This is a genomic window from Nocardia gipuzkoensis, assembly GCF_021183645.1.
Taxonomy (GTDB): Bacteria; Actinomycetota; Actinomycetes; order Mycobacteriales; family Mycobacteriaceae; genus Nocardia; species Nocardia abscessus.
Window position 1 is genome coordinate 6,033,055 of sequence record NZ_CP089225.1, and the last position, 24,540, is coordinate 6,057,594.

The window sequence follows — 24,540 nt, forward strand, 5'->3', positions numbered from 1 at the left end:
GGGACGTTGCGGTCGGTCGAATGGATCGATGAAACGGGCAGAGCGCTGCCGGGCGCATCGGCACCCGATCATCGAACCTGGACCAGCACCGAACCACTCGGCTACGGCCACACCTACACCGCCACAGCGGTCGCTCACGGCGAAACCGGCGACGTCACCGCGACGGCAACCTGCACCACGGTGGCACCGCGACAGCTCATCGACGTCTCCCTGCGCTCTGCCGATCTCGTCGATCTGGCTGACAATGACACCTATGGAGTCGGTTTCGTGCTCGTCGCCCATTTCGACGAACCCGTCGATCGGGCAGCCGCGCAACGCCACCTGAAAATCACCACCCAGCCGTCCGTCAACGGTGCCTGGTACTGGCTCGACGATCAGAACGCACACTGGCGGCCGGAGCACTATCACGCTCCGGGAACCCGGATCACGGTCGCGGCCGAACTCTTCGGCCGCGACCTCGGCGAGGGCCGCTACGGCCTGCGTGACCAGCGGGTTTCGGTGATCATCGGGCCCGCGCACGTCGCGATCGCCGACGACGACACCAAATGGCGATGCCCGGCATCCCATGGGCGCACCCCTTGCGGTACTAGGCGAGACCTGCGGTGGACAGGGCGGCCGCGAGGCCGGTGTTGTGGCAGCCGACCCAGTCCAGGTATCCGTCCGGTCGGACGAGCGCGGCTGTCGCTCCTGCCCACTCCGGCCGGTCCTGGATCGGGACTGCTCGCGCGAGCGGCAGATTCGCGACCGGCTTCAGGGCGCCGGTTAGATCGAGCAGTACGTGGCGTGCGTCGGTGAGGGTAGTGAAGAGCGTGCGACCGTCGGTCAGCGGCAGGTCGGGGGCGTGGTGGCCGGTGAGGTGGTGCGTGCCGGGTGCGGCCGGGTAGGTCACCGACAGTCCGGATAGTTGTTCGCCGAGCGTGCGAGCGAATTCGGGTCGGTCGGTGATCATCGCGGACAAGAGAGCGCGTAACTGCCTGCCGTCCGGTGAGAAGGCGGTCATCAGTGCTGCCTGGGCTTGTGTGCTGCGCAGCGCTCGAGAACCGACGGGATGTCGCTCGGTGTGGTAGGTATCGAGCAGACCTTCGGGTGCTCGCCCTGACACGGTGGCGGCAAGCTTCCAGCCGAGGTTCATCGCGTCCGCGAGGCCGAGATTCATTCCGACCCCACCGGCCGGCATGTGCTGGTGTGCCGCGTCACCGGCGAGCAACACCCTGCCGGTTCGGTAGCATTCGGCTTGCCGGGCGGCATTGCCGAAGCGCGACAACCACTTCGGCGAGTGCATTGCCCAGTCCGTCCCGACGATTGCGATGGTCTTCGCCCGCAGTTCGTCAAGTGTGAGGGCGCCGGGCCAGTCGGTCCGCAGATCCTGGGGAGTGATACCGATCAGGCGGTATGAGCCACCGGGTAGTCGCACACTCATGAGCAGGCCCGACTCGGTCCATTCGGTGAGGACAGGCTGGGGCGGTGGGTCGGCGAGTTCGACGTCGCCGAGCCAACCCAGCATGGTCGACTCGTCGCCCGGATAGGCGATGCCCGCGGCCTGCCGGACCGTGCTGCGGACCCCGTCACACCCCACGACCCATTCGGCCTCGATGTCGGCCCCCTCATCGACGTGCACCGTGATCGACTCGCCCCGTACGGTCAATCCGGCTACCCGCTGCCCGCGCCTGATATCGGCTCCGGCCGCACGAGCGTGTGCTTCCAAAAGTTGTTCGGTCCGTATCTGCGGCAGTGACAGCGTGAATTGGTACGAAGTGTCCAGCAGCCGGAAGTCCAGCCGGGTATCCAGCGCGGCGAAGTGTCCGCTCGGGATCCGGCTCCCTTCAGCGAGAAAATGATGCACGAGGGCTCGAGACGCCAGCATCTCGAGGGTGCGCGGATGGATGGCCAGCGCTTTGGAATTCGGGTCCGGCTCTGTACGTGCCTCTAACACCAGCACTTCGACGCCGCCCAAGCGCAATTCCGCGGCCAACCACAGCCCGACCGGGCCCGCGCCGACTACAACGACTTGGCGATGCCTCACGCCCGCCTCCTCTCACAAGTCATCACAAGGGGGTAGAAGTTCAGGCCTCGTGGTGAAATCGGCTGCCGAGTTCGGTGCCGAGGCGTTCGGAATCGATGAGGCGGTGTATCGGTGCGACGAGCGCCGGGGCGATGCATCCGATCGTGGCCAGTAGGCGTGTTTCGATGGGGGCGACGACGATTTCATCGATGTTGTCGCGAATTGCTCGGATGACAGCGTGGGAAACTTGCTGTGGTGTGGCCGTGCGCATTCCCGGTGGGACTCGGCTACCGCTGTCGGCGAACATTCCGGCGTCGCGGACGAACCCGGGTTCGACGATGGATACGCCGATCTCGGCGTCGCGAAGATCGTGCCGCAGGGCCAGCGCGAAGCCGCGCAGGCCGAATTTGGTCGCGTTGTACAAGCTGACCCGCGGTGCGGGCAGCAGGCCGGCGACCGACCCCATGAATACGATGTGACCCGCTCGCCGCCTACTCATCTGCTCGGCCAGATTGCGGGCGAGCAACATCGGCGCCCGCAGATTGACATCGAGGACACGGCCGAGATCGGTGTCGGAGAAATCGAGAATATGCCCGCCTGCCGGTAGACCGGCGTTGGCGATGAGAACATCCACTGGTCCGGCCTGGGCGAGCAGGCGCGACAGGTCCTCGAGGTTCGACAGATCGGCGGGAATTACGGCTGCGTCCAGTTCGGCGGCGAGCGCGCACAGAGCTTCGGGACGACGGCCGGTCAGCACGAGTTCGGCACCGCGGGAGGCGAGTTCACGCGCCACCGCGTGCCCGAGACCACCGGTGGCGCCGGTGAGCAGCACTCTGGCGGAGGCCAGTTCGACAGGGGACATGATCGGTTCCTTTCGTACCGTCGGCGACGTCGACGATCGGCTCGATCGAGGTGGCAGGGACTTCGGCGCCACGCGGTGAGGGCATTCCGTACTCGGCGCCTTATGGGCCGGTTCAGCGACCGGCTCGATAGGCACGGAGGAAGGCGCGGACGCCGGATGTCACACTGGCGTCGATGGCGCCGGGCTCGGCGTCGATAGCGCCCCAGAAAGTCCGATCGTTGGCCTCACCGGCGGCGAGGAGGACGAAGTGAGCGGCTGCGCTTTCGGGGTCTTCGAGGTCGAGCAATCCCCGCGCGGCGAGATCCGAAAACCTCCGGGCCAGAGCGGCATGAACCGTCCGTGGGCCGGTGTCGAGCCATGCCTCGAGTATCGCGCCCGGAATATGGTCTGCTTCGGCACGGATCTGGCGGACAAGGGCGAAGTGGTCCTCGTCGCCGCCGACGACGAAGGTGCGGCCCAGGGCAATGAGAGCGGCCTCGATATCCACGATATCGCTCAAATGGTGTTCGATCGCAGCACATCGACTGGCCCGCGCACGCCCCGCGCTTTCGATGATCACTGCGGTGAACAGCTGCTTCTTATCTGTGAAGTGCTTGTAGATCGTGCGGGTCGACACCGCGGATTCGCGGGCGATGACATCGATGGAGGCGCGGGTATAACCGTCGCGACAGAACACCGCGCGGGCGCCCCGCAAGATGGAAGCCCGTTTCTCCGGCCGCAACTGGCGAACCACGGCCACGTCCGCACTCGTCATGATCGGTTCGCCGAACTGCCCGAACATGCTGTCACGTCGATCTGCCCTCGTTGTGCGATCGGTCCTTCGGCGACGAACATCGGCATTCCTCCTGCTTTTTGCGCCGCCGCCGCATCAGCAGCCGAGCCGCCCCAAAAGTACAACGATCACTTTACCCAACGGTCCGGTGCACCGCCAGACCCGCTGGATGAGAAACCATGTACGACAGCTTCTCCCGCCTCCTTGTCGGTCCAGTTGACGGTCTTCTTCATGGATTCAGTGGTGTCGTTGACCACGCCACTGCCCATCGGATGCTACGGAGCCGCAGTACATGTGCAGCGTGCGCGGCAGTCCCCGCATAGCCGCAGCGCCGGTGCACGTCGCAGGCATGCGGGGCTCGAGATGGTTGAGCCAACAATCCGAGAGCGCGCCGAGTACGTCCTTGGGGTGGAATGTGTCGGGGGTCTACAGCTCGGGGCCGTTTCCGCTGTACGCTGTCGGGCCCTACACCCAGCTCAGTTACCCTTTCACCCCCAGCGGTCAGCGCACGACGACAGGATGCATGAATTGGGGTCCCGGTCTCGTCGGGGTGGTCACCAACGCATACGCGGAGATCTATCGCCGCTGAGAGATCCCGGAGCTCGGGTGACCGGTTGCCGACCGAGCGAAGGCGATGGGGCAACCGGCGCGGATAGGCTGGCGGTATGTCGGACACGGTGACATCCAACGGATATTCGGTCGCGCTCGTGCTGGGCGGGGGTGGGCCGGTCGGCCTTGCGTGGTTGGCGGGGTTCGCCACTGGGTTGCGGGACAACGGCATCGACTTGGCGCTGGCGGACCGGTTCGTGGGCACGTCGGCCGGGGCGGTCGTCGGCGCGGTCCTGGCCGACGGTGGTGATCCGGCGCGATTGCTGCGGCCGCCGTCGACATCGACGCCGGTGCAGGCGGATCCGGTGCGGATGGGGGAGATATTCGCCGTCCTGCGCGCTCCGGGACAGGAACCGGCCCAGGCGCGTCGCCGGGCGGGGGAACTGGCGCTGGCCGCCCAGGTCGGTGATCCGGACGAGCACATCGCGCGCATGGGCGGGCTGGCCGGTGTGGCGCAGTGGCCCGCACGCGACTTGCTCGTCACCGCGATCGACATCACCACCGGCGAGCTACAGGTGTGGACCCGGGACGGCGCGGCGTCGTTGCCCGAGGCGCTCGCGTCGAGCACGGCGGTGCCGGGCGTCTTCCCGCCGATTCCGATCGACGGACATCACTACATCGACGGTGGGTTGCGTTCACCGGTCAACGCTGACCTGGCCGCGGGCGCGGACGTCGTGGTGATCGTCGAGCCTTTGGCGCACATCTTCCCGCGTATCGCCAGTGACCGCGAATTGGGTTCGGCCACAGAGATTTCCATAGTTCCCGACGACGAGGCCATCGCCGCAATCGGGCTCGATCTGTTCGCCGCGGCCGCGCTGGCCCCCGCGTATGCGGCCGGTGTGCGCCAGTCCGCCGATGCCGCGCCGCGACTGAAGGACGTCTGGTCCGACCGCTGACCGACCCGCTGCCGCGCGCCGGTACCCCTCGGTGCCGCGTCCACTCCGCTACGACCCGGCTTCGTCCGGCGCGTACCCCAGGATGGCCTTGGTCTCCAGGTAGTCGTGGAAACCGAATTCGCCCCACTCGCGCCCGTTTCCGCTCCTGCGGTAGCCGCCGAAGGGCGCGTGGAAGTCGAAGGCGTCGTTGATGGTGATCCAACCCGAGCGGATGCGGCGGGCTACGGCGCGGGCCTGCTCCAGATCGGCGCCCGCGACGTTGCCCGCGAGTCCGTATTCGGTGTCGTTGGCGATGTCGACGGCGTGGTCGAGGCTGTCGTAGCCGAGGATGGCCAGGACCGGGCCGAAGATCTCCTCGCGGGCTATGGTCATGTCGTTGGTGACGTTCGCGAACACGGTGGGCTGCACGTAGTAGCCGTTGGCGAGTCCGTCGGGGCGGCCGGTGCCGCCCACCACCAGCGTGGCTCCCTCATCGATGCCCTTCTGGATGAGGGCCTGGATCTTGTCGAACTGCGATCCGGAGACCACGGGGCCCAGCGCCACGTCCCCGGCGGGGTCGCCCACGGTGAGCTGGGCGGCGGCCCGGCGGGCGATGTCGACGGCCTCGTCCATGCGGGCGCGGGGAACCAGCATGCGCGACAGCGCGCTGCAGGTCTGGCCGGAGTTCATCATCATCGGGCCGATCGCGGCGGCGACGTTCGTCGCGAAGTCCGCGTCGTCGAGCACGACGTTCGCGCTTTTGCCACCCAGTTCCTGCGTCACCCGCTTGACACTGGGGGCGGCATTGCGCGCGATCTCGATACCCGCGCGGGTGGAGCCGGTGAAGGAGATCAGATCCACGTCCGGATGCGCCGACAGCGGTACGCCGACGCTCGGACCGTCGCCCTGCACGAGGTTGAAGACGCCGGCGGGAACGCCTGCGGCGTCGAGGATCTCGGCGAAGATCTGCCCGGTGAAAGGCGAGCGCTCCGATGGCTTGAGCACCGTGGTGCAGCCGGTGGCGATGGCGGGAAACGCCTTCACGGCGATCAGGCTCATCGGCCAGTTCCACGGTGTGATGAGGCCGCAGACGCCGATGGGTTCCTTGACGATCAGGGTGGCGCCGCGCCGCTCTTCGAAGACGAAGTTCTGCAGGACTTCGATGGCGGTCGCCAGGTGCCCGGCCCCGAGGTCGACTTGGAAGCCGCCTGCCAGCGTGCTCGGTGCGCCCATCTCCTCGGTCAGCGCCGCGGCGAGATCGCCCGCGCGCTTACCGTATCCCACGCCGATCGCGCGCAGCAGCTCGATCCGCTCGGCCACCGGGGAGGCCGACCAGGCGGGAAACGCTTCGCGGGCGGCTACGACCGCGCGGTCCACGTCCGCGGCCGACCCGTTGGCGACGGTGCCGCACACCTCTTCGGTCGCCGGGTTCACGACCTCGAAAGACTGCGCCTCGGCCGGGTAGACCCAGGCGCCGCCGATGTAGAACTTGGAATACTCACGCATGACTACTGTGTCCCTTCGGCATACCAGGTGCGGAACTCGTCGTAACTCGGCATCTCCTCGGAGTTCGCCTTCGGGTCGACGGCCACGTGGATGACGCCCGGTCTGCCGCTGGCGTACGCCCGTTTGACGGCGGGGGCGATGTCCTCGTCGCGGTCGACGTATTCGCCGTAGCAGCCGAAGCCCTCGGCGACTTTGTCCAGGCGGGTGTCGGTGCTCCAGTGCGTACCCGTCTCCAGCGAGCCGGGCCCGAACAGGCCCTTGTAGACGCCGACTTCCAGGCCCCAGGCGTAGTCGACGGCGACCACACAGACCAGCGGCAGGTTCAGCCGCGCCGCGGTCTCCAACTCGCCGATGTGGAACAGGAACGACGAATCGCCGGTGACCAGCATGACCGGCCGCTTCCTGCCCTCGGCCACCGAGGCGCCGACGGCGTACGGCAGCCCGGTGCCGAGATGGCCGAAGTTCTGGTTCCAGATCACGTCGTGCGGCTTGGCCTGCGAGTAGGTCCAGCCGAAGATCGTGGTGGCGCCGCCGTCGCGGACCATGATGCCGTCGGAGGGGAACACCTTGGTCGCCTCGACGATCAGCCGCGCGGGATGCACCGGAGACCGGCCCGACGGCGCCGTTTCGGACAGTTCGGCCAGGCGGGCGGCGTCCTGCTCGATCCAGCTCGCCAGCTCGGGCGCCGGCGTGCGCGGTGTGTCCTTCAGCGCGTCGACCAGCTGCGGGACGATCGCGCGCAGGTCGCCGACGAGCGGGACGTCGATCGGCCGGTTGACCCCGATAGCCTCCGGATTCTGTTCCACCAGAACCCATTTGCGGTTCGCCTCGCCCGCCACCCAGTGCCGCCCGACCCCGTAGTGGACGGGCTCACCGAGTTCGGTGCCGATAGCCAGGCACAGATCCGATTTCACCACCGCGTCGATGGACGACGGTGAGAAGCCGTAGGCGAAGGTGCGGTCCTCGAGTCCCTCGATATACGAAGTGCCGCCCGAGGTCTGGATGACCGGGCAGGCCATCAGCTCGGCGAGCGCGCGCACCGACTCCCCGGCGCGCGCGGTGTGCACGCCGTGCCCGACCAGCAGTACCGGTTGTCGCGCCGCGCGGATCAGTCGCGCGGCCTCCTCGATCCGGTCCTGCCCCGCGGTCTGTCCGACGAGGCGATACCGGCTGGGCGGCAATGGTTCCGGTACGTCGAGTTCCTCTTGGATGATGTGCTTGGGCCACTCGATGTAGACCGGTCCGGGGGTTCCGGTGAGCGCCCGGCGCAAACCCTCGCGAATGATCTCGTCGGTCTGGTCGGCGTATTCGATGCTGGCGCTGTACTTCACCGACGGCGCGAAGAGTTCGGCCTGCTTGACGAACTGGATCCGCCCGCGCCGCACCCGCTGCTCGGTGATCCGGGCGCGCTGCCCGCCGAGGAAGATCACCGGCGAGTTCTCGACCTTCGCGCACATCATCGCGCCCGCCAGGTTGGCGACACCGGGGCCGAGCGTGCCGATGCAGACCGCGGCCTTGCCGGTCATCCGCGACACGGCCTCGGCCATGAATCCGGCCGATTCCTCGTGATGCGGTGCGACGACGTTCCAGCCGCGTTGCTCGGCGAGGTGGAACATGTGCACGAAATTCGGATCGGGAATGCCGAATATCGTGTTGATGCCCTCGGCTTCGAAGAGCTGAAGGATACGTTCGTAGACCTTAACGGGCATGCTGTCCTGCCTCCGTGGCTAGCTCGAAACTCTTCCTGATGTGATCGCTGTGCCCCGCGGGGACGGCAGGCAGAATCCAAGAGCCGGTCGTATCGCGAATGGCGTCGATCTGCTCGCCGATCTCTTCGACCGTCCACGAGGGGCGGTAGACCCCCGGGGTCTCGGCGATATAGGCCCGCGCCACGCGCCCGGCGACCGACACCAGCATCTCGCCGGTGATCGAGCAGGACTCGTGGGCGAGCCAGCCGACGGTCGGCGCGGTCAGTTCCGGCCCCATGGGCGGGTAGGACGAGGTGTCCAGTCCGTCGGCCAGCCTCGTCACCGCGGCGGGCACGATGACGTTGCCCAGGATGCCGAATTCGGCTCCCTCCAGGGCGATCACGTTCGACAGGCCGATCATGCCCGCCTTCGACACGGCGTAGTTGGCTACGCCCTTGTTGCCGTACAGCCCGCCGATCGACGAGGTGAGCACCACGCGGCCGTAGCCGGCGTCGGCCATGACCGGGAACGCGGGCCGGACGACGTGGAAGGCGCCGCGCAGGTGCACGTCGAGCACCGCGTCGAAATCCTCGTAGCTCAGCTCCCGCAGCGAACCGTATCGGACGTTGCCCGCGTTGTGCACGAGGATGTCCAGGCGGCCGTAATGGTCGAGCGCCGCGTCGATGATCGCGCGCCCGCCCTCGGCCGTGGCCACCGACTCGGTGCAGACGACGGCGGCGCCGCCGGCCGCCTCGATCTCGGCGACCACCTCCGCGGCCGGGTCCGCCTCGACGCTGTCGCCGCGCACGCTGCTGCCGAGGTCGTTGACCACCACCTTGGCGCCCTTCGAGGCGAGCAGCAGGGCGTACGCGCGGCCCAACCCCCGCCCGGCGCCGGTGATCACGGCTACGCGATCGTCGAATCTGAGTTCTCGCAAGGTGGTCGGTCCTCTCACAGGTGCGTCGCGGTGATCGGGGACTGGTCAGGCACCCAGGACGAGACCCGTCAACCGGCCTTCTTCGCGCCAGCTCCGCAGCAGATCCTCGAGCACGTAGAAGCCGCCCCAGAAGGGATCACCGAGGAACGACCGCCCGTTCGGTTCGCCCTCGCTGTTGTAGTAGCCGGGGGTGCATTCGCGGACGAAGTTGCTGTTGTCGAACGAATTCGCCCGGATGGTCGCGATCCACGCCTCCTCGGCCTCGGCGCTGGGTTCCACCGTGGTGGCGCCCCGGGCCGAGGCCTGCTGGATGATGTAGGCGATGTGATCGGCCTGCTGCTCGAACATCCGAGTGGTGGACGCGGTCACCCCGCCCTGGACGAACCCGGTGGCGAAGTGGTTCGGGAAGCCGTGCGACATGATCCCGTGCAAAGTACGGAACCCCTCGTTCCAGTGCTCGTACAGCGACCGGCCGCCCCGCCCGGCGAACGGCTGGATGGCGAGCCTGCGGTCGATGTCGCTGCTGATCTCGAAGCCGCTGGCGAAAACGATGCAGTCGACTTCGTATTCGACACCGTGCGCGACGATGCCCTTCTCCGTGATGCGCTCTACCCCCTTGGTGTCCGAGACATCGATGAGCGTGACGTTCGGGCGGTTGAAGGCCTGCAGATAGTTGTCGCTGAAGCCCGGCCGTTTGCACAGGTGCCGGTAGTACGGCTTGAGCGCCTCGGCCGTCGCCTTGTCCGCCACGATCTGGTCGACCCGGCGGCGCACCCGCTCCATCGCGCGGTAGTCCTCGGCCTCCTTGAGTTCCATGACCTTCATGGGATTTGTCGCCAGTTCGGCCCAGCCGCCGGTGGCGTCCAGGTGGGCGGCCACATTGCGGGCGACCTCGGTCCAGCCGTCGCAGATCAGATCCGGCTCCCCCGGGGAGTAGAACGCGTAGGCGGCGTTGTGGAAGTTGCGCTGCCGCTCCTCCCGCCAGCCCGGCCGCAGCGACTTCACCCATTCCGGATCGGTCGCCGTGTTGCCGCGCTCGAAGATGTAGGACGGCGTGCGTTGGAACACGTACAGGTGTTCGGCGCCTTCGGCCAGATGCGGGATCGTCCCGATGCCGCTGGCGCCGGTGCCGATGATGGCCACCTTCTTGTCGCCGAGCCTGTCCAGCCCGCCCTTCAGCGTGCCGCCGGTGTACTCGTAGTCCCAGCGCGCGGTGTGGAAAGTGTGGCCCTCGAACCGCGTGATGCCGGGGATACCGGGCAGCTTCGGCCGGTTGTACGGCCCCTGGCACATCACGATGAACCGGGCGCGGATGTCGTCGCCCCGGTTGGTCGCGATCCGCCACCGTTCGATCCGCTCGTCCCATTCCAGCGAGCGGATCAGCGTGTGGAAGACCGCCTTCTCGTACAAGCCGAAGTGCTTGCCGATGCGCTGGGCGTGTTCGTAGCACTCGTCGCCGAAGGAGAACTTCTCTTTCGGCATGTAGCCGGTCTCTTCGAGCAACGGCAGATAGCAGTAGCTGTCCGAGTCGACCTGGATGCCGGGGTAGCGATTCCAGTACCACACCCCGCCGAAGTCGCCGCCCAATTCGATGATCCGGAAATCTTCCACGCCGGCCTGCTGCAACCGGTGCGCGGTGATGAGACCCGCGAAACCGCCGCCGAGGATCGCCACCTCGATCTCGCCGGTCATCGCGTCGCGCGGCTCGACCGGCGTGTACGGATCTTCCTCGTAGTAGTCCGCGAATTCGCCCTCGGTCAGCAGGTACTGTCTCTGTCCCTCGGGACGCAGGCGCTTGTCACGTTCGGCGAGATATCTCGCGCGGAGGGCATCCCGATCGACATCGGGCGTAACCGTGGGCTTGCACTCGTGCATTCGAATTCCTGGATCTCTAACTCGGGTCATTGGGGGCGGACCGGTGGGTCCCGCCCGTTCAGGTCAGATCGCGCGGCGCGCCGGTACCCATGTACGCGGCGAGGTTGTGGTGCAGATTCACCACGCTGCGTTCGCGATACGGGTTGGGTTTCGGCCCGGAGAAGCCCCGGCTCTTCATGCCCTGCTGGACAGCGGCCATATTGGCGAAGTCCTGCGGTAGGACGGTCCGCCACCCGGGATCGCCGACGGGGGTGTATTCCCACTCGGTTCGCGGCTCCTCGCCGGGTGGGAAGAGTTCGAACACGGCGGCCTCGAAGAGGCACTTGTCCGGGTCGTAGCCGTAGGGCCGGAACCGGTAGCACAACATGTTGTTCAGTGCGTGGCCGATCTGGAAGTTGGGGAAGATCTGCCACGCGGTACCGGCACGGGCGACGATGTCGGGGTCTACCTTCGGCCAGACCACGCCGCGCGCCTCGTCCTCCGACCGGGCGGTGTCGAGCCAGTAGCGCAGCACTTCGTTGGCCGGAGTGCCCTCGGGCAGTTCGTCCACCAGCCGGTTGGCGACGTCGACCAGCGTGCGCGTGGTGTTGGTATTGGCGTTCTCCCAGGTGAAGTTCTGGAGTGTGGCGGTGGAGACGCGCGCGTCGGGACCGCTGCCGACGCGCACCTTGGCCTGGTTCTCCTCCATGCCCTTGGGTGCGTCGTAGCCGATGTTGCTGTGCTTGCCCTGCGCCCGCGACCACCCGAGGAAACTGCCGAAGTTCATGAACTCCGGGTGGGTGTAGGGCACGTGGTAGGTCTCCATGAACGCCTCGAAGGCGACCTTCCAGTTGCAGTCGAAAGTCAGCCACCGCCGCCAGCGATAGCGCATGTTCTCCAGTTCGAAGTGTTCGAGCAGGCCGGCCGCGGGCTCGAGGTACTCCCGGAGCGGTTCGGCGTCGGGGTCCATGTTGATCCAGATCCAGCCGCCCCACGTGTCGACCTTGACGTGGTTCAGTCCGTCGTTGCGTTCGGTGAGCCCGCAGACCCAGTCCTCGCGCTCGGCCGCGAAGGTATTGCGGCCCTCCAGGTCGTAGCGCCACCCGTGGAAACCGCAGACGAACTGTTTGCGACTGCCCCGGGCGTCGTGCGCGCCGTCCGGTGTATCGATCAGTTTGCGGCCGCGATGCGCGCACACGTTGTGGTAAGCCCGGATGGTGTCCGGTGCGGTGCGCACCACGATGATCGAGTCGTCGAGGATCTCGTAGGTGAGGAAGTCGCCGACTCGGGGAATCTCCTCGACGCGTTCGACCTGCTGCCACACCTTGGCCCAGAGCTTGTCGCCCTCGGCGCGTGCGTATTCCTCGGAGATGTACGCCTCGACGCCGATCGTCATCGGCGCAGACAACGGTTCGTCGGTAGCGGAATCCGTTGTCTCGGTCGTCGTTTCGCTCATGACATGCTCCTGGTCACAACTGTGGGTGCGTCAGCGGGTGATCGATGCGCGGAAGTTCTCGTCCTTGAGGAACAGCGAGGTGTGGTCCTCGCCGAGATGGGTCCACCTGAGGTTCAGGCCGCCGTCCACGAGCAGGGTCTGGCCCGTGACGTAGGTCGACAGATCCGACAACAGGAACAGGATCGGCCCCGCCTGCTCCTCCGGACGCCCGCGTCTGCCCATGGCGATGGCGCGGCGGTCCCGCTGGGGATCGTCGTCGACGTAGGTGCCGGAGGCGGGTGTCTCGGTGACACCCGGCGCGATGGCGTTCACCCGGATGCCGTCCTGGGCCAGCTCCACCGCCAGGGTCCTGGTCGCCGCCACCAGCGCCGCCTTCGCGGTGCCGTAGGCGATATGGAACGGAGCGGTGTTCATGCCGCTGATCGAGGAGAGCGATACCAGCGAACCGGGCCTGCCCTGCGACTTCAGCTCGGCGGCCACCGCCTGGCTCATGAAGAACATCGTCTCCAAGTTCTGCGCGAACAACGCGCGCCAGTCCTCCCTGGTCACCCGGGTCGCGGGCATCCAGGTGCGCACCGCGGCGCCGCCCGCCACATTGACCAGCCCGTGCAGCTCGCCGGGCGCCGCGCGGGCGTGCTCGAGTACGGTCGCGACACCCTCCTCGGTACCGACGTCGGCCGCGACGGACACCACGGAAAGACCTTCCGCGGCCAGCGGTTCGACGTGTTCGGCGAGGTTGTCCTTCGAGCGGCTCACCCCGATCACGGTGGCGCCGGCCCTGGCGATCAGGCGCGTCACCGCGGTGCCGATACCGCCACCGCCCGCGCCGGCGACGATGACGACGCGTCCGGTCAGTCCGAAGAAGTCGTGTGCGAGGCCGTCGTTGGTCATCGTCGGATCAGGCCTTCCCGCGCAGTGCGAGCACACTGCCCTCGGCGTCGGCGGACAGGTAGACCGTGCCGTCCGGTCCGGCCGCGATGCCCGCGAACGGGCCCATGGGCCCGGAGAACGGCGGAGTCCCGCGCAGCGGTTTGGCGACCACCCCGGGCGGCGCGCCGACCGGAAGATTCGCGGCGAGCGTCTGCCGGGCCTTGGTCTCCAGATCGACGCCGATCAACGCTTTGAGTCCGACGTCGAGGATGAGCAATTGCTTGCCGCGCACCAGGATTCCCTGCGGCGTCTCCAGTCCGTCCACCACCGTGTCCACTCCGCCGCCGCTGATCGAGACGATCCGCCCGGCCCCGGATTCGGAGACCAGGGCGGTGCCGTCCGGGCCGAATGCCACACCCATCGGGGCGTTCAGCCCGGAGGCCAGCACTTCGACCTGCCCGGACCGGATCGAAAGCACACGGCCCGCGCCCAGTTCCGCGGCCACGATCGTCCTGTCGGCGGTTGCCGCCACCCCGTAGAGCTGATCGAACCCGTCGGCGACGACCTCGGGCTCTTCGTCGGTGCCCGGTCGGTAATACGAGATCTGCCCGGTGGAGGTGGCGCACAGGAACTCGCCCGGGCCGACCGCGCTAACGCCGCGCACGTAGCCGGGATTTCCTGCGCTGAAAAGTGATGCGACCGTGTGTAATTCGCCGTTACGCAGCACGTAGAAGAAGGTGCCGTCGGCGACGTAGAGATCGCCGTCGTGGCCGACCGTCAGATCCAGCGGCCACAGCAGCCCGCCTTCCAGAATGGACCGGGTCTGTCCGCCGGTGAGAATCTCGGTGATCTCGCCGGAGAAGTGGGAGACGAACAGCCGGTTGCCGACGAAGGTGCAGTTGTCCAGGCCGGGGTCCAGGCTCGCCAGCACCTGACGGTCACCGGTACGCGGATCGATCCGCAGCACCTCACCGGTCTGCACCTGGGTGGAGACGAGGAAGCCCGCGGAGTCGAACTTGACCGAGTCGGGCACGCCGAGATCACCCACGACCCGTTCGGGCGCACCGCCGTCGGGATCGATGCGCCAGATGTCGTTGGTCCCCATCACCGGGTAGTAGAGGAGACCGTCGGGGCCGACCTCCATGGCGTTGGGCATCGGCACGTTGTCCTGCAGAACGCGCGGCGCGCTGCCGTCCAGCGGCAGTTCCATGAGGCGACCGCCGATCCGGCATTCGTTGACGAACAATCGGCCGTTGTGCACGGTGATGCCGTTGGCGCCGGGAAGATCGTCGCGGATCACCCGGGTGCGGCCGTCGGTGCCGCGCATGCTGACGCGCGCGTCCATGTACTCGGTGGCGATGAGATTGCCCTCGGGATCGAAGGCGAGGTCGTCGGGGGCGACGATGTCGCCGCCCTTGGCGCTGACGGTCTCGAGGTCGCCGGTGGCGACGTCGAGTGCGCTGATCTGGCTGCCGGCCACCTGGGCCACGTAGATTCGCCCGTCGGTACCCGTACGTAGGCCGTTCGCACCGAACAGTCGGCTCGGCGGGGTGAGCTGTCGGACGCTCCACCCCTCGGCGAGGGTTATCGGTGTGGTGGTGCGGTAGCGCGCCCCTCGAGTCAAGGCGGGGCCTCCCATGCGATGAGAAAGTCGATGTTCCAGATGTGGCACAGCCCGGCCCGGCGGCCCGGGGCGACGGGAATCCGGCCCCCATATCCGGCGGGCCGATGTGTCGTGGGCCACGCTACTTCAATCCTCACAAGGATAGCAATACTTGATCTGTTGGCTACCGTTGAGTAGGTTGCGGTCGACAGTTGTCGAGCGCTGAATGCGAACATCTGGGCGGCGCCAGGAGCGTGGACCGCTGCGACCGAACGGAGTGAGTATCAGGTCCAATAGCGCCGGTTAGCGGCAGGTTTGATTAGATATCGGCACTTGCTTGCGAGATTGATCCTGCGGAGGGCGCTATGCGGACGGCTGGAGCTCATGTGTCGTTCGAGAAGGCGCTCACCCAGCCACTCGGAAATCCAATTTCACACTGTGAAAACGCCATTATCGTACGCTGACTCCGCTCGGCGGAGCAACGCGTAACCCAAGCGCCTCTGCTGGGTGCAGGGCGGCGTGACGTGCGCAGACGCGGTGGATCGATGAACTCAGATCCGCGAGCGGAGGCCGGAGTGGATGGCCAGCCGCGCCCCGGCGGACGAGGCGTTCACCACGCCGTCGTCGAAGCGCTGCAGCACCAGTGTCTGGGTGGCGGCGAGATGGGTCCGGTACAGGCGTTCGGCTTCGGCTGCCCGCCCCTCCGCGATCTCCCTGGTGATGCGGCGGTGGGTGCGCAGCGCTTCGGCCGACTCGGCGTCGGATGGGTATTCCCCGCGCCGGGTCAACGCCTCCGCCCACGCCTCTTCCTGTGCCGACCACAGGGTGACCAGCGTGCTCACGACGTAGCGAATGGTCAGATTCGGGGTGAACGAGACGATGAGATCGTGGAATTCGCGGGCGGTGTGGGTGAAGGCGACGCCGTCGTCGATGAGTTCGGCCGACTTCTCCACGTTCTCCGTGAGCGCGGGGACGACGGTCTCGGCGCGGTCGGGCCGCTCGGCGCAGGCGGCCGCGCACAGCGGTTCCAGCGTGCGCAGGCCCGCGGCGAGATCGCCGAGGGTGACGCGCGCGCCTTGCAGCGCCAGGCCCAGGTGATACGCGGCCGACGTTTCGTCGGGGCGGTGCACTTCGGCGCCGCCCACATTGCCCCGGCGGACGGTGACGAGGCCCTCGGTCTCCAGGATGCGCAGCGCCTCGCGGATCGAGGGGTAGCTCACCCCGAAGTCCTGGACCAGCTGATCCTGGGTGGGGAGCCGGTAGTTCTCGTCACCGGCCAGGATGCGGGTGCGCAGCTCTGCGGCGACGGTCTCCGCGATGCGACGCTGCGGGACCCGGCCGCGCTTGGCGGCTGTCATGCGGTCCGCCTCTGGTTGGTCCTCACCCGGCACGCCTTTCCGTCATGGCGGCAGTGTAATCACCGCCAGATGACCATACAAATATTGCTATCCTTATGAGGATTGAAGTACTGTGCGCCACATGGACTTCACTATGGGTGAGGCCGCCAGCCGGCTCCGGGGTGAGCTGCGGCGGCTGATTGCCGAAGAGGTCCCCGCCGACTATCTCGGCGCGTTCACCGACGATCCGGCCGATCTGGCTGTGGCCCAGCGTTTCTGCCGGGTGCTCGCCGAACAGGGCCTGCTGTGCGCGGCTTGGCCCGCGGAGTTCGGTGGCCGTGGCGCCTCGGTGTGGGAGCAGACCGTGGTTCGCGAGGAGATGTGGGCGCACCACGAACCGCGCGGTGCGCAGTACATGGGCGTCAACTGGGTGGGCCCGACGATCATGCGGCACGGCACGGCCGAACAGCAACGCAAGCACCTGCCGCCGATCGCGCGCGGTGCGGCGATCTGGTGCCAGGGATTCAGCGAGCCGGACTCCGGGTCCGATCTCGCCTCGCTGCGGACCACCGCCCGCCGTGATGGCGACGGCTGGCGTATTTCCGGCCAGAAGATCTGGACCTCGTACGCGACCATGGCGCAGTGGTGCTTCCTGCTCGCGCGCACCGCGACTCGGGCGCGCAAACAGCAGGGGCTCACCGTGTTCCTGGTGCCGATGTCGGATCCGGGAATCGAGGTCCGGCCGATCCGGTCCATGCTCGGGCCGCACCATCTCAACGAGGTCTTCTTCGACGGGGTGCGCGTGACCGAAGCCGACGTGCTCGGTCAGGTCGACGAGGGGTGGTCGGTGGTGCAAGAGGTGCTGGCGTTCGAACGCGTCGGCATCGCCCGCTATGCGCGCTGTGAGCGGCTGCTGCAGGCCGCGCCGGACATTCTGGGACAGCGGTGGGACACGGTGCCCGCCGAGCTGCGCGGCCGCTGGGCCCGCATGCTCACCCGGGCACGGCGGGCGCGGCTGCTGGCGTACCAGGTGATCGCGCTGCAGAGCGCCGGGCGGGTCGCCCCCGGCGACGCCGCGGCCTACCGGATCGCGGTGACCCGGCTCGACCAGGAAAGCGCGAGCGTGCTGGCCGAACTCGCCGCGTTCGCGGGCTCGCGGGAGGAGACCCAGTGCCGGTTCCGGCGCGCGGTGGACGACCATTGGCGCTACGCGAACGCCGCGACGGTGGCCTCCGGCAGTATCGAGATGCAGAAGATTCTGCTGGCGCGCTCCATGCTGAGCGGGCCCCGCCGGGCGGGAGAAGCGGCATGACCGCCGCACCGTTCCCGGCGGATGGGCGGGCGATGACCATCGAACTCTGCGCCGAGGCACGGGAATACGGCGTGCAGGCGCTGCGCGCGCTGCGTGCGGCGGGTGGCGACGAACTGGTGCGGTGGGCCGAGCGTGAGCCCGCGCGGCGGGCGCTCGTCGCGCCGGTGCTGGGCGAACTCGGCGCCTGGGAGCTGGAGCCGCGGCGTGATCCGGTCGAGCTGGAAGCGGCTGCGGCGCTGTGCCGCAGCGCCGGCTACTGGGCCACGCCCTACCCGGTCGCGGAGCGGCTGGCCCGCCCGGTCGACTTGGACGTCGACGGGCTGGTGGTGGTGTCGGATGACGAGCCCGCCGCGGCGGTCGCGGATCTCGACCTGCGCTGGGCGGCGGTGACCTTGGACGGTGCCAGAGGGTCGGTGGTGGTGCGACGGTCCGGTGTGTCCGCGCGTGAGTCGGCGTTCGTGGCGCGATTGGAGGTGTCGCCGGTGGACACCGACGGCGCGGCCGATCTGGCGCTCGCGCTGGTACTGCCGTGCTGGACCCTGCTCGGCATGCTCGATCGCGCGGTGGAACTCGCCCGCGCCCACGTGCTGGTGCGCGAGCAGTTCGGCAAGCCGCTGGCCGAGTTCCAATCGGTGCAGTTCCAATTGACCGACGCCGAGGTGGAACGGCGCGGGGTGGACATGCTCGCCCGCTACGCGCTGTGGAGCATCCAGGCCGATCGCGGCGAGGCGCTGATCGACGCGCTGGCCCTGCGCGCCGCGGCGCTGGAAGCGGCCGAGGCCGTGTTCCGCGTGGCCCACCAGCTGCACGGCGCCCTCGGCTTCTGCGATGAGTCGCCACTGTCCTGGCTGTCGCGCTACAGCCTGCCGTCGCGCAGGCTGCCACTCGGCCTGGTCGCCACCGAGGATCTGCTCGCGCGGCTGGCCGGCCGCCGTGGCCTGACAGGTTTGTTCTCCGAGCCGGGGGAAGGGTGACGCCATGCGCTACGACCTGCCCGACGCGCTGACCGTCGCCTCCGAGGGGCCGGTCCGCATCGTCGTCATCGACCGCCCCGACGAGCTCAACGCGGTGAACGCCGAGTTGCACCGAGCGCTGGCGCAGGTGTGGCGGCAACTGGCCGCGGACCGGGAGGCCAGAGTGGTGATCCTCACCGGCTCCGGCCGGGCCTTCAGCGCGGGCGGCGATCTGGACTGGATCACCTCCTTCCTGGACGACACGGTCGCGCGGGACGAGAGCATCCGCGAAGGCGCTCAGATCATCGAGGAGATGCTGCGCTTTCCGCTGCCGGTGATCGCCGCGGTGAACGGTGCCGCGATGGGGCTCGGCGCCAGCCTGGCGGTGCTGTGCGACGTCGTGCTGATGTCGGATAGCGCCTACCTGGCCGACCCGCACGTCGCCGTCGGGCTGGTCGCCGGGGACGGCGGCGCCGCGTTCTGGCCGCTGCTCACCCCGATCCTGCGGACGCGGGAATTCCTGTACACCGGTGACCGGATCGATGCCGCCACCGCCGTCGAGGTCGGACTGGCGTCGCGGGTCGTCGCCGCGGACGAATTGCTTGTCGAGGCACGGAAACTGGCCGTCCGGTTGGCCGCCCTGCCGCCGGAGGCGCTGCGCAGCACGAAACGGGTCGTGAACATGTACCTTTCCCAAGCGCTCGGCGGTCCGATGCAGGCCGGTTTCGCCGCCGAGGTGGTCACCATGCAGTCACCGGAGCACCGGGACCGGCTGCTGGCGTTGCGACAGCGGGCACGGGCACGGTGACCGGGGACGTCCTCGACGAGTTCCGCGGCGAGGTCCGGGACTGGTGCCGCACGCACGTGCCTGCCGATTGGCGGCAGGCGCAGACCGGCCCGACGGACGCGGAATTCGTACGCTTCCAGCGTGATTGGTTCCAGCAGCTGCGCCGCGCCGGATACGCGGTGCCGCACTGGCCGCGCGAATACGGCGGTGGCATGTCCGTCCCGGAACAGATCGTGCTGTACCAGGAACTCGCCGCGCACGACGCTCCGCGACTGGTGCTGGCCTTCGTGGCCGTTCACCACGCGGCCGCGACGCTGCTCGCGGCGGGCACCGAGGAGCAGCGGCGACGGCATCTCCCGGCGATCCTGGACGGCGAGATCTGGGTGCAGGGTTTCTCCGAGCCCGGCGCCGGGTCCGATCTGGCGGCGTTGCAGACCAGCGCCCGCCGCGATGGCGACGGCTATGTCGTGACCGGGCAGAAGGTGTGGGCCAGCGGTGCGCAGTACGCGGACTGGTGCCTGCTGCTGGCTCGCACCGACCAGGCCGCCCCGAAGCGGCGCGGGATCTCCTACTTCCTGTTGGACATGCGCAGCCCCGGCATCGAGGTGCGCCCGATCCGGCAGGCCACCGGGGAATCGCACTTCTGCGAGATATTCCTGGACGAGGTGCGGATCCCGGCCGACGGGCTGGTCGGCGCGGAGAACGCGGGCTGGCAGGTGGCGCAGCAGACGCTCGGCGCCGAACGCGGCCTCACCATGCTGGAACTGTCCGAACGGCTCGGCAACGCCGGATTCCGCCTGCTGGTCGAGGCGTGCGAGCGAGCCGATCTCGATGGCGTGCGGCCGATCGACGACGCGCTGGTGGCCGACCGGCTGGCCGCGCTCGACATCGAGATCGCCGGATTGCGCGCATTGTGCCGAGACCTGGTGGAGCGGCACGACGCGGGCCGCGCGGGTCCGGCCGACGCTTCGGTCGTGAAGTTGTACTACAGCGAATTGTTGCAGCGGATGACGGATTTCGGCACGGAGGTCGGGGGAGTGGCCGCGCACACGATGCTGCGCAAACCGATGTCCGGCGGCTGGGAGTCGGGGGCCTGGGTGCTCGACTTCATCGGCTCCTGGGAATGGACCATTCCGGGCGGGACCAGCGAGATCCAGCGCACCATCATCGCGGAGCGCGGACTCGGCCTGCCCAGGGAACCGGCGGGAACCTGATGAGCGACGAATACGCCGAGATCCACGCCGAAATGCGAGCGGTGGCCCGCGACCTGCTCGGCAAAGCCGATTCCGAGTCTGTGGCCGACTGGTCGCTGATCGCCCGCTCCGGGTGGCTCGGCCTGGAAGCGCCCGCGGAATTCGATGGCGCCGACGCCACTTTCGCCGAAGTCGCGGTGATTCTCCAGGAGATGGGCCGAGCGGTCGCGCGCAGTGCCTACCCTTCGGTCGCGGTGCTCGCCGTCGGCGCACTCGGCCTGCTGGAGCCTCATCCACAACGAGACGAATTGTTTCGCGGCACGGTCGCGGGCGCGGTGGTGCCGGTTGTCGCGCTCACGGGGGAGGAGCGGGTCGGCGTCGTGCCGCGCGGCGCGGGTCTCGCGCACGCCGATCTCGCGCACGCCGATCTCGCGCACGCCGATCTCGCGCCGTTCCGGCTCGTGCCGGAGACCGGCGGCCTGCGTCTGCACGGTGACGTCGAATTCGTGCTCGACGCACCCGGCGCGGACCGGTTGCTCGTACCCGCCCGCGATCCCGGCGGCGAGATCGTGATCGCGGCAGTCGAATCGGGTGCGCCCGGGACAGCCGTCACCGCGCGACCGGTGGTCGACGCGACCCGCAGTCTCGGGCGCGTGAGCGCCGACGGCGTCGCGGTGGCGCCGTCGGCGGTGTGGCGATTCCGCGGGGACGGAGAGCGCGCCCTGCGGCGGTTGTACGACCGGGCCGCGGTCGCGACGGCCTGCGACAGCCTGGGGCTGAGCGAGGCCATGCTCGCGGCCACCGTCGACTACGCCAAGGTGCGCGAGCAGTTCGGCCGTCCGATCGGTTCCTTCCAGGCTGTCAAACACGCTTGCGCGGACATGCTGGTGCAGGTCTCGGTGGCTCGGCAGCTGGTGGCGGCCGCCGTGCGAGCCCAGGTGACGTGGGCACCGGACGCGGGCGACGCGGCGTCGATGGCCAAGGCGTTCAGCACCGACACGGCGGTGCGGGTGGCGGGAAAGGCCATGCAACTGCACGGCGGCATGGGCTACACCTGGGAAAGCGGAATCCACGCATACCTCAAGCGGGCCACGCTCGATCGTTCCCTCTTCGGTACGCCGGCCGAGCATCGGAAACGACTGGCCCGGCGGTACGCCTCGGCGTAGTGCGCGCCGGGGTGTGCGGCCGGGCAGCCTTTCGCGGGCGCCCGGATGCCGAGTCAGTCCCCCGGAGCCTCGGTGAAGCGCTGGAGGTACAGCGGCTCGCCCAGCTTCTCCATCAGATCGAGTTCGGTCTCCAGGTAGTCGACGTGCTGCTCCTCGTCTTCGAGGATGTGCTCGAAGATGCGAGCCGAGGTCACGTCGCCGCGCGAACGCATCAACTCGATGCCCCGGCGGAGCCGTTCGACCGCTTCCAACTCGATTTGCAGGTCGGCCCGCAGTTGCTCCGGAACGCTCTGTCCGATGCGCAGCGGGTTGAGCTTCTGGTAGTTGGGCAGCCCTTCCAGGAACAGAATCCGGTCGGTGAGCAGCTCGGCATGTTTCATCTCATCGATGGATTCGTGCCGAGTGTGCCGCGCCAGCTTGGTGAAGCCCCAGTTCTCCTGCATCTTGGCGTGCAGGAAGTACTGGTTGATCGCCGTGAGTTCGGCCGTCAGTTGCTCGTTGAGCAACGCCACGATGTCCTTGTCGCCGTCCATAGCAGCGATCGTGGCACAAAATGTGCCCAGCGCGGCAGAGACCGCCTGGTGTGTCGGATCAGGCGGCCGAGGGCTGTGCCCCGGTCGTCGCGCGGGCACGGCCGATCACCTCGGCCAATCGCGCCGTGCAACTGCCGCAGCCGGGCTTCCAGCCGCAGGCGTTCTTCACTTGGCGGACACTGTCGGCCCCGGCCGCAACGCAGGTGTGCACGTCACCTTCGGACAGCGCGTTACAGATGCACACGTACATGGAGCCTCACAGCCAGGGATCACCGTTACACTGAGGTTAGCCTCGACTAACGAGGTAAGCCTCCCCTAATGTATAGCAGCTCGACTCGCCGGTGTGAAGTCCGGCCCGCCGGGCGCGTGCGAAGACTCTTGTTCACCCGATCGACGCCCGCGCGTCACGCGGGCCGGTCGCCGGATTTCTAGGGTCGGGTGCATGCGCATTGTGTGCCGGTCGGTGGTTGTCGCGGTGGCCGTGCTGCTGTCCGGGTGCGGGGACGGGACGTCGTCGCAATCCGATTACGCCCAGCGATTGGACGGCTTGTGTGCTGCGCAAAGGGATTTCGTCCGCACACTGCCGGATCTGCAGCGCCGGGAGGCGCTGAGCATCGAGCAGGTGCGCCGACGCGCGGACGAACGCGCCGCCGTCTTCCGCTCGAGCGTCGCGAGCCTGCGGCCGCCCCTGGCATCGGCGCAGGATCATCAGAGCCTCGTCGCGACTCTCGATGCGGCGCCGAGCGGGCCCGAGGCGGGTCCGGCGGAGTTGCGGCCCTACCTGGAATCCCTGGGAAAGATCTATGCCCGGCTCGGCGCGCGTCAGTGCGAGCAATCCGGGCAAGAGGCCATTGCCGGTCTCCCAGTCCGATGACTGTCCGGTAGTCGTTACAGATCTGAAGTTCGGTGGAACTTCAGATCTGTAACGACTACCGGACGGGATTCGAAAGTCCAACCTCGGAATCCTGTAAAATTGCAGGTCATGGCCGTATCGCGAACTTCAGCAGCACCCCGGGCGCCAAATCAGCTGGCGATCTTTGGCTGGTAGCGCCGGACCGGACGCTACCTGCGTTCCGGTCACACGGCATTCGCCGCCGTCGACGCTGTACAGTTCAGGTCCAGCCCAGCCGCCGCACACGTTGGCGCCGCCTATTCGGCATGGCTACCATAGGACGCGATGCATATCGACTTGATGCTCCGTTCACTGGATGGGCTGTCTGTGGGGGATGCGTTGGGTGCGGAATTCCCCATCATGGGCCGGTCGATTCCGGATCTTCGGGCAAGCAATCTCCCTGCCCGACGGTGGGGGTGGACCGACGACACCGAAATGGCCTGTACCGTGGTTGCAGAACTCTCCAGTCACGGTGGGATCGACCAGGATCGGCTTGCCGCCGCCTTTGCACAACGGTTCGACCCGAACCGTGACTACGGCTTCCTAGCGGTCGACACATTGCGTCAAATCCGGAATGGCGTGCACTGGCGGGAGGCGGCCGGAGCCGTGTTCGATCACCAGGGTTCCTGTGGCAACGGTGCGGCCATGCGGGTCGCCCCGCTGGGTGCCTTTTACGCTGGCGATCCGGAAAAGATTGCCGCCGAAGCGGTCCGGTCGGCGCAGGTGACGCATCTGCATCCCGAAGGGGTCCTCGGTGCGGTCGCGGTGGCGCTCGCGGCCGGTCAGGCAGCTCACGCCCGTCTGATCAGGAGTCGGCCCACATCATGGGAATTCATTACCGGCGTCCTCGATCGCCTCGCCGACGGTGACACGAGCCGACTGATTCGCCATGCTCGCACCCTGCTCGGAGCCTCCGCGAAGGAGGCCGCGGATGAACTCGGCAACGGATCTCTGGTCACCGCGCAGAACACGGTCCCGTTCACAATATGGGTCGCGGCAACGCATTTGGACGACTACCCGGCCGCGATCACCACGTGCATTGCGGCAGACGGAGATATCGACACCACCAGCGCCATCGTCGGCGGGATCGTCGCCGCCTACACCGGCACCAGCAGCGCCCATCCGATCGTCGGAGTGCCGCAGACCTGGCTTGCCGCGCGAGAACCGTTGCCTGACTGGTTCAACCCGAGCCGCCGAACACGACGACGCCAAAACTCTGCATCCAGCCGCGTTCGAAGATGGTTATCCAGCGCGTCGTGAGAACAACCAGCCGGTCGACCTCGCTGCTCAGCGGCAGTTACCCCTTGATCACGGCCTGGCCGGACACCCGGAA

21 protein-coding genes and 1 pseudogene are annotated in these 24,540 nt (G+C 67.9%); 9 read left to right on the forward strand and 13 right to left on the reverse strand.

Features of this window, described 5'->3' with window-relative positions:
• Positions 1-6: 6 nt before the first annotated feature.
• Positions 7-390, forward strand: a pseudogene (locus LTT66_RS37500) (Ig-like domain-containing protein); the annotation flags it as partial.
• Between the two features lie 196 nt (positions 391-586).
• Here LTT66_RS37500 and LTT66_RS27580 read toward each other — a convergent pair.
• From LTT66_RS27580 to LTT66_RS27590, 3 genes are all read right to left on the reverse strand, one after another.
• Positions 587-2,023 carry an FAD-dependent monooxygenase gene (locus tag LTT66_RS27580; RefSeq protein ID WP_233061405.1) on the reverse strand — a complete coding sequence of 479 codons (1,437 nt, stop codon included), beginning with the start codon at positions 2,021-2,023 and terminating at the stop codon, positions 587-589.
• Positions 2,024-2,063: 40 nt separating this feature from the next.
• Positions 2,064-2,864 (reverse strand): SDR family NAD(P)-dependent oxidoreductase, encoded by an 801-nt coding sequence (locus LTT66_RS27585; RefSeq protein ID WP_233061407.1) that lies wholly within the window; start codon positions 2,862-2,864, stop codon positions 2,064-2,066.
• A gap of 112 nt (positions 2,865-2,976) precedes the next feature.
• Entirely contained in the window at positions 2,977-3,645 is a 669-nt protein-coding gene (locus LTT66_RS27590) for a TetR/AcrR family transcriptional regulator (protein ID WP_233061408.1), read from the reverse strand.
• A 656-nt stretch (positions 3,646-4,301) separates the two neighbouring features.
• On the opposite strand from LTT66_RS27590, the gene LTT66_RS27595 reads away from it, so the two are divergent.
• Positions 4,302-5,141 (forward strand): patatin-like phospholipase family protein, encoded by an 840-nt coding sequence (locus LTT66_RS27595; RefSeq protein WP_233061410.1) that lies wholly within the window; start codon positions 4,302-4,304, stop codon positions 5,139-5,141.
• A 48-nt stretch (positions 5,142-5,189) separates the two neighbouring features.
• Here LTT66_RS27595 and LTT66_RS27600 read toward each other — a convergent pair whose 3' ends face one another.
• From LTT66_RS27600 to LTT66_RS27635, 8 genes are all read right to left on the reverse strand, one after another.
• Positions 5,190-6,626, reverse strand: coding sequence for an aldehyde dehydrogenase family protein (locus LTT66_RS27600; RefSeq protein WP_233061412.1), 1,437 nt, complete (start codon positions 6,624-6,626; stop codon positions 5,190-5,192).
• Positions 6,627-6,628: 2 nt separating this feature from the next.
• Positions 6,629-8,335, reverse strand: coding sequence for a thiamine pyrophosphate-binding protein (locus tag LTT66_RS27605; protein WP_233061413.1), 1,707 nt, complete (start codon positions 8,333-8,335; stop codon positions 6,629-6,631).
• On the reverse strand, positions 8,325-9,251 hold the full coding sequence (locus LTT66_RS27610) for an SDR family NAD(P)-dependent oxidoreductase (protein ID WP_195149766.1): 927 nt from the start codon (positions 9,249-9,251) through the stop codon (positions 8,325-8,327). Before LTT66_RS27610 ends, LTT66_RS27605 begins: the two co-directional genes overlap by 11 nt.
• Before the next feature lie 45 nt (positions 9,252-9,296).
• Positions 9,297-11,126 carry a flavin-containing monooxygenase gene (locus LTT66_RS27615; protein WP_233061415.1) on the reverse strand — a complete coding sequence of 610 codons (1,830 nt, stop codon included), beginning with the start codon at positions 11,124-11,126 and terminating at the stop codon, positions 9,297-9,299.
• Positions 11,127-11,184: 58 nt separating this feature from the next.
• Positions 11,185-12,561: an aromatic ring-hydroxylating oxygenase subunit alpha gene (locus LTT66_RS27620; protein ID WP_233061417.1), complete on the reverse strand. Its 1,377-nt coding sequence runs from the start codon at positions 12,559-12,561 to the stop codon at positions 11,185-11,187.
• A gap of 30 nt (positions 12,562-12,591) precedes the next feature.
• Positions 12,592-13,452 carry an SDR family NAD(P)-dependent oxidoreductase gene (locus LTT66_RS27625; RefSeq protein ID WP_233061419.1) on the reverse strand — a complete coding sequence of 287 codons (861 nt, stop codon included), beginning with the start codon at positions 13,450-13,452 and terminating at the stop codon, positions 12,592-12,594.
• A 7-nt stretch (positions 13,453-13,459) separates the two neighbouring features.
• Positions 13,460-15,070 (reverse strand): SMP-30/gluconolactonase/LRE family protein, encoded by a 1,611-nt coding sequence (locus LTT66_RS27630; RefSeq protein WP_408638679.1) that lies wholly within the window; start codon positions 15,068-15,070, stop codon positions 13,460-13,462.
• Between the two features lie 515 nt (positions 15,071-15,585).
• The gene (locus LTT66_RS27635) at positions 15,586-16,392 is read right to left on the reverse strand and encodes a FadR/GntR family transcriptional regulator (RefSeq protein WP_181723693.1); all 807 of its coding nucleotides are present in this window, start codon (positions 16,390-16,392) and stop codon (positions 15,586-15,588) included.
• A 121-nt stretch (positions 16,393-16,513) separates the two neighbouring features.
• Between LTT66_RS27635 and LTT66_RS27640 the strand changes: the two genes are divergently transcribed.
• The 5 genes from LTT66_RS27640 to LTT66_RS27660 are packed head-to-tail and all read left to right on the forward strand — an operon-like array spanning position 16,514 to position 21,782.
• Complete coding sequence (locus LTT66_RS27640) at positions 16,514-17,683, forward strand: acyl-CoA dehydrogenase family protein (protein ID WP_233061423.1); 1,170 nt, start codon at positions 16,514-16,516, stop codon at positions 17,681-17,683.
• Between the two features lie 32 nt (positions 17,684-17,715).
• On the forward strand, positions 17,716-18,657 hold the full coding sequence (locus LTT66_RS27645; RefSeq protein WP_233069418.1) for an acyl-CoA dehydrogenase family protein: 942 nt from the start codon (positions 17,716-17,718) through the stop codon (positions 18,655-18,657).
• 4 nt (positions 18,658-18,661) lie between these two features.
• A complete protein-coding gene (locus tag LTT66_RS27650; RefSeq protein WP_233061424.1) occupies positions 18,662-19,444 on the forward strand; it encodes an enoyl-CoA hydratase/isomerase family protein in 783 nt (260 codons plus the stop codon).
• A complete protein-coding gene (locus LTT66_RS27655) occupies positions 19,441-20,637 on the forward strand; it encodes an acyl-CoA dehydrogenase family protein (RefSeq protein WP_233061425.1) in 1,197 nt (398 codons plus the stop codon). Before LTT66_RS27650 ends, LTT66_RS27655 begins: the two co-directional genes overlap by 4 nt.
• Complete coding sequence (locus LTT66_RS27660; protein WP_233061426.1) at positions 20,637-21,782, forward strand: acyl-CoA dehydrogenase family protein; 1,146 nt, start codon at positions 20,637-20,639, stop codon at positions 21,780-21,782. The genes LTT66_RS27655 and LTT66_RS27660 overlap by 1 nt, the downstream gene beginning before the upstream one ends.
• 53 nt (positions 21,783-21,835) lie before the next feature.
• Here LTT66_RS27660 and bfr read toward each other — a convergent pair whose 3' ends face one another.
• Both bfr and LTT66_RS27670 read right to left on the reverse strand, forming a co-directional pair.
• Complete coding sequence (gene bfr, locus LTT66_RS27665) at positions 21,836-22,315, reverse strand: bacterioferritin (RefSeq protein WP_233061427.1); 480 nt, start codon at positions 22,313-22,315, stop codon at positions 21,836-21,838.
• Between the two features lie 58 nt (positions 22,316-22,373).
• Positions 22,374-22,565, reverse strand: a complete 192-nt coding sequence (locus LTT66_RS27670; RefSeq protein ID WP_083888136.1) for a (2Fe-2S)-binding protein — start codon at positions 22,563-22,565, stop codon at positions 22,374-22,376.
• 192 nt (positions 22,566-22,757) lie between these two features.
• Here LTT66_RS27670 and LTT66_RS27675 point away from each other — a divergent pair, with 192 nt between their 5' ends.
• Both LTT66_RS27675 and LTT66_RS27680 read left to right on the forward strand, forming a co-directional pair.
• The gene (locus LTT66_RS27675) at positions 22,758-23,189 is read left to right on the forward strand and encodes a hypothetical protein (RefSeq protein WP_233061428.1); all 432 of its coding nucleotides are present in this window, start codon (positions 22,758-22,760) and stop codon (positions 23,187-23,189) included.
• A 303-nt stretch (positions 23,190-23,492) separates the two neighbouring features.
• Positions 23,493-24,467, forward strand: a complete 975-nt coding sequence (locus tag LTT66_RS27680) for an ADP-ribosylglycohydrolase family protein (protein ID WP_233061429.1) — start codon at positions 23,493-23,495, stop codon at positions 24,465-24,467.
• Positions 24,468-24,540: the final 73 nt, after the last annotated feature.

Excerpts from the sequence above, each read along its gene's own strand:
- LTT66_RS27585 (WP_233061407.1), bottom strand. The coding sequence starts at position 2,864 with ATGTCCCCTGTCGAACTGGCCTCCGCCAGAGTGCTGCTCACCGGCGCC.
- LTT66_RS27590 (WP_233061408.1), bottom strand. The coding sequence starts at position 3,645 with ATGTTCGGGCAGTTCGGCGAACCGATCATGACGAGTGCGGACGTGGCC.
- LTT66_RS27595 (WP_233061410.1), top strand. The coding sequence starts at position 4,302 with ATGTCGGACACGGTGACATCCAACGGATATTCGGTCGCGCTCGTGCTG.
- LTT66_RS27600 (WP_233061412.1), bottom strand. The coding sequence starts at position 6,626 with ATGCGTGAGTATTCCAAGTTCTACATCGGCGGCGCCTGGGTCTACCCG.
- LTT66_RS27605 (WP_233061413.1), bottom strand. The coding sequence starts at position 8,335 with ATGCCCGTTAAGGTCTACGAACGTATCCTTCAGCTCTTCGAAGCCGAG.
- LTT66_RS27615 (WP_233061415.1), bottom strand. The coding sequence starts at position 11,126 with ATGCACGAGTGCAAGCCCACGGTTACGCCCGATGTCGATCGGGATGCC.
- LTT66_RS27620 (WP_233061417.1), bottom strand. The coding sequence starts at position 12,561 with ATGAGCGAAACGACGACCGAGACAACGGATTCCGCTACCGACGAACCG.
- LTT66_RS27625 (WP_233061419.1), bottom strand. The coding sequence starts at position 13,452 with ATGACCAACGACGGCCTCGCACACGACTTCTTCGGACTGACCGGACGC.
- LTT66_RS27630 (WP_408638679.1), bottom strand. The coding sequence starts at position 15,070 with ATGGGAGGCCCCGCCTTGACTCGAGGGGCGCGCTACCGCACCACCACA.
- LTT66_RS27635 (WP_181723693.1), bottom strand. The coding sequence starts at position 16,392 with ATGACAGCCGCCAAGCGCGGCCGGGTCCCGCAGCGTCGCATCGCGGAG.
- LTT66_RS27640 (WP_233061423.1), top strand. The coding sequence starts at position 16,514 with ATGGACTTCACTATGGGTGAGGCCGCCAGCCGGCTCCGGGGTGAGCTG.
- LTT66_RS27645 (WP_233069418.1), top strand. The coding sequence starts at position 17,716 with ATGACCATCGAACTCTGCGCCGAGGCACGGGAATACGGCGTGCAGGCG.
- LTT66_RS27650 (WP_233061424.1), top strand. The coding sequence starts at position 18,662 with ATGCGCTACGACCTGCCCGACGCGCTGACCGTCGCCTCCGAGGGGCCG.
- LTT66_RS27660 (WP_233061426.1), top strand. The coding sequence starts at position 20,637 with ATGAGCGACGAATACGCCGAGATCCACGCCGAAATGCGAGCGGTGGCC.
- bfr (WP_233061427.1), bottom strand. The coding sequence starts at position 22,315 with ATGGACGGCGACAAGGACATCGTGGCGTTGCTCAACGAGCAACTGACG.
- LTT66_RS27670 (WP_083888136.1), bottom strand. The coding sequence starts at position 22,565 with ATGTACGTGTGCATCTGTAACGCGCTGTCCGAAGGTGACGTGCACACC.
- LTT66_RS27675 (WP_233061428.1), top strand. The coding sequence starts at position 22,758 with ATGCGCATTGTGTGCCGGTCGGTGGTTGTCGCGGTGGCCGTGCTGCTG.
- LTT66_RS27680 (WP_233061429.1), top strand. The coding sequence starts at position 23,493 with ATGCATATCGACTTGATGCTCCGTTCACTGGATGGGCTGTCTGTGGGG.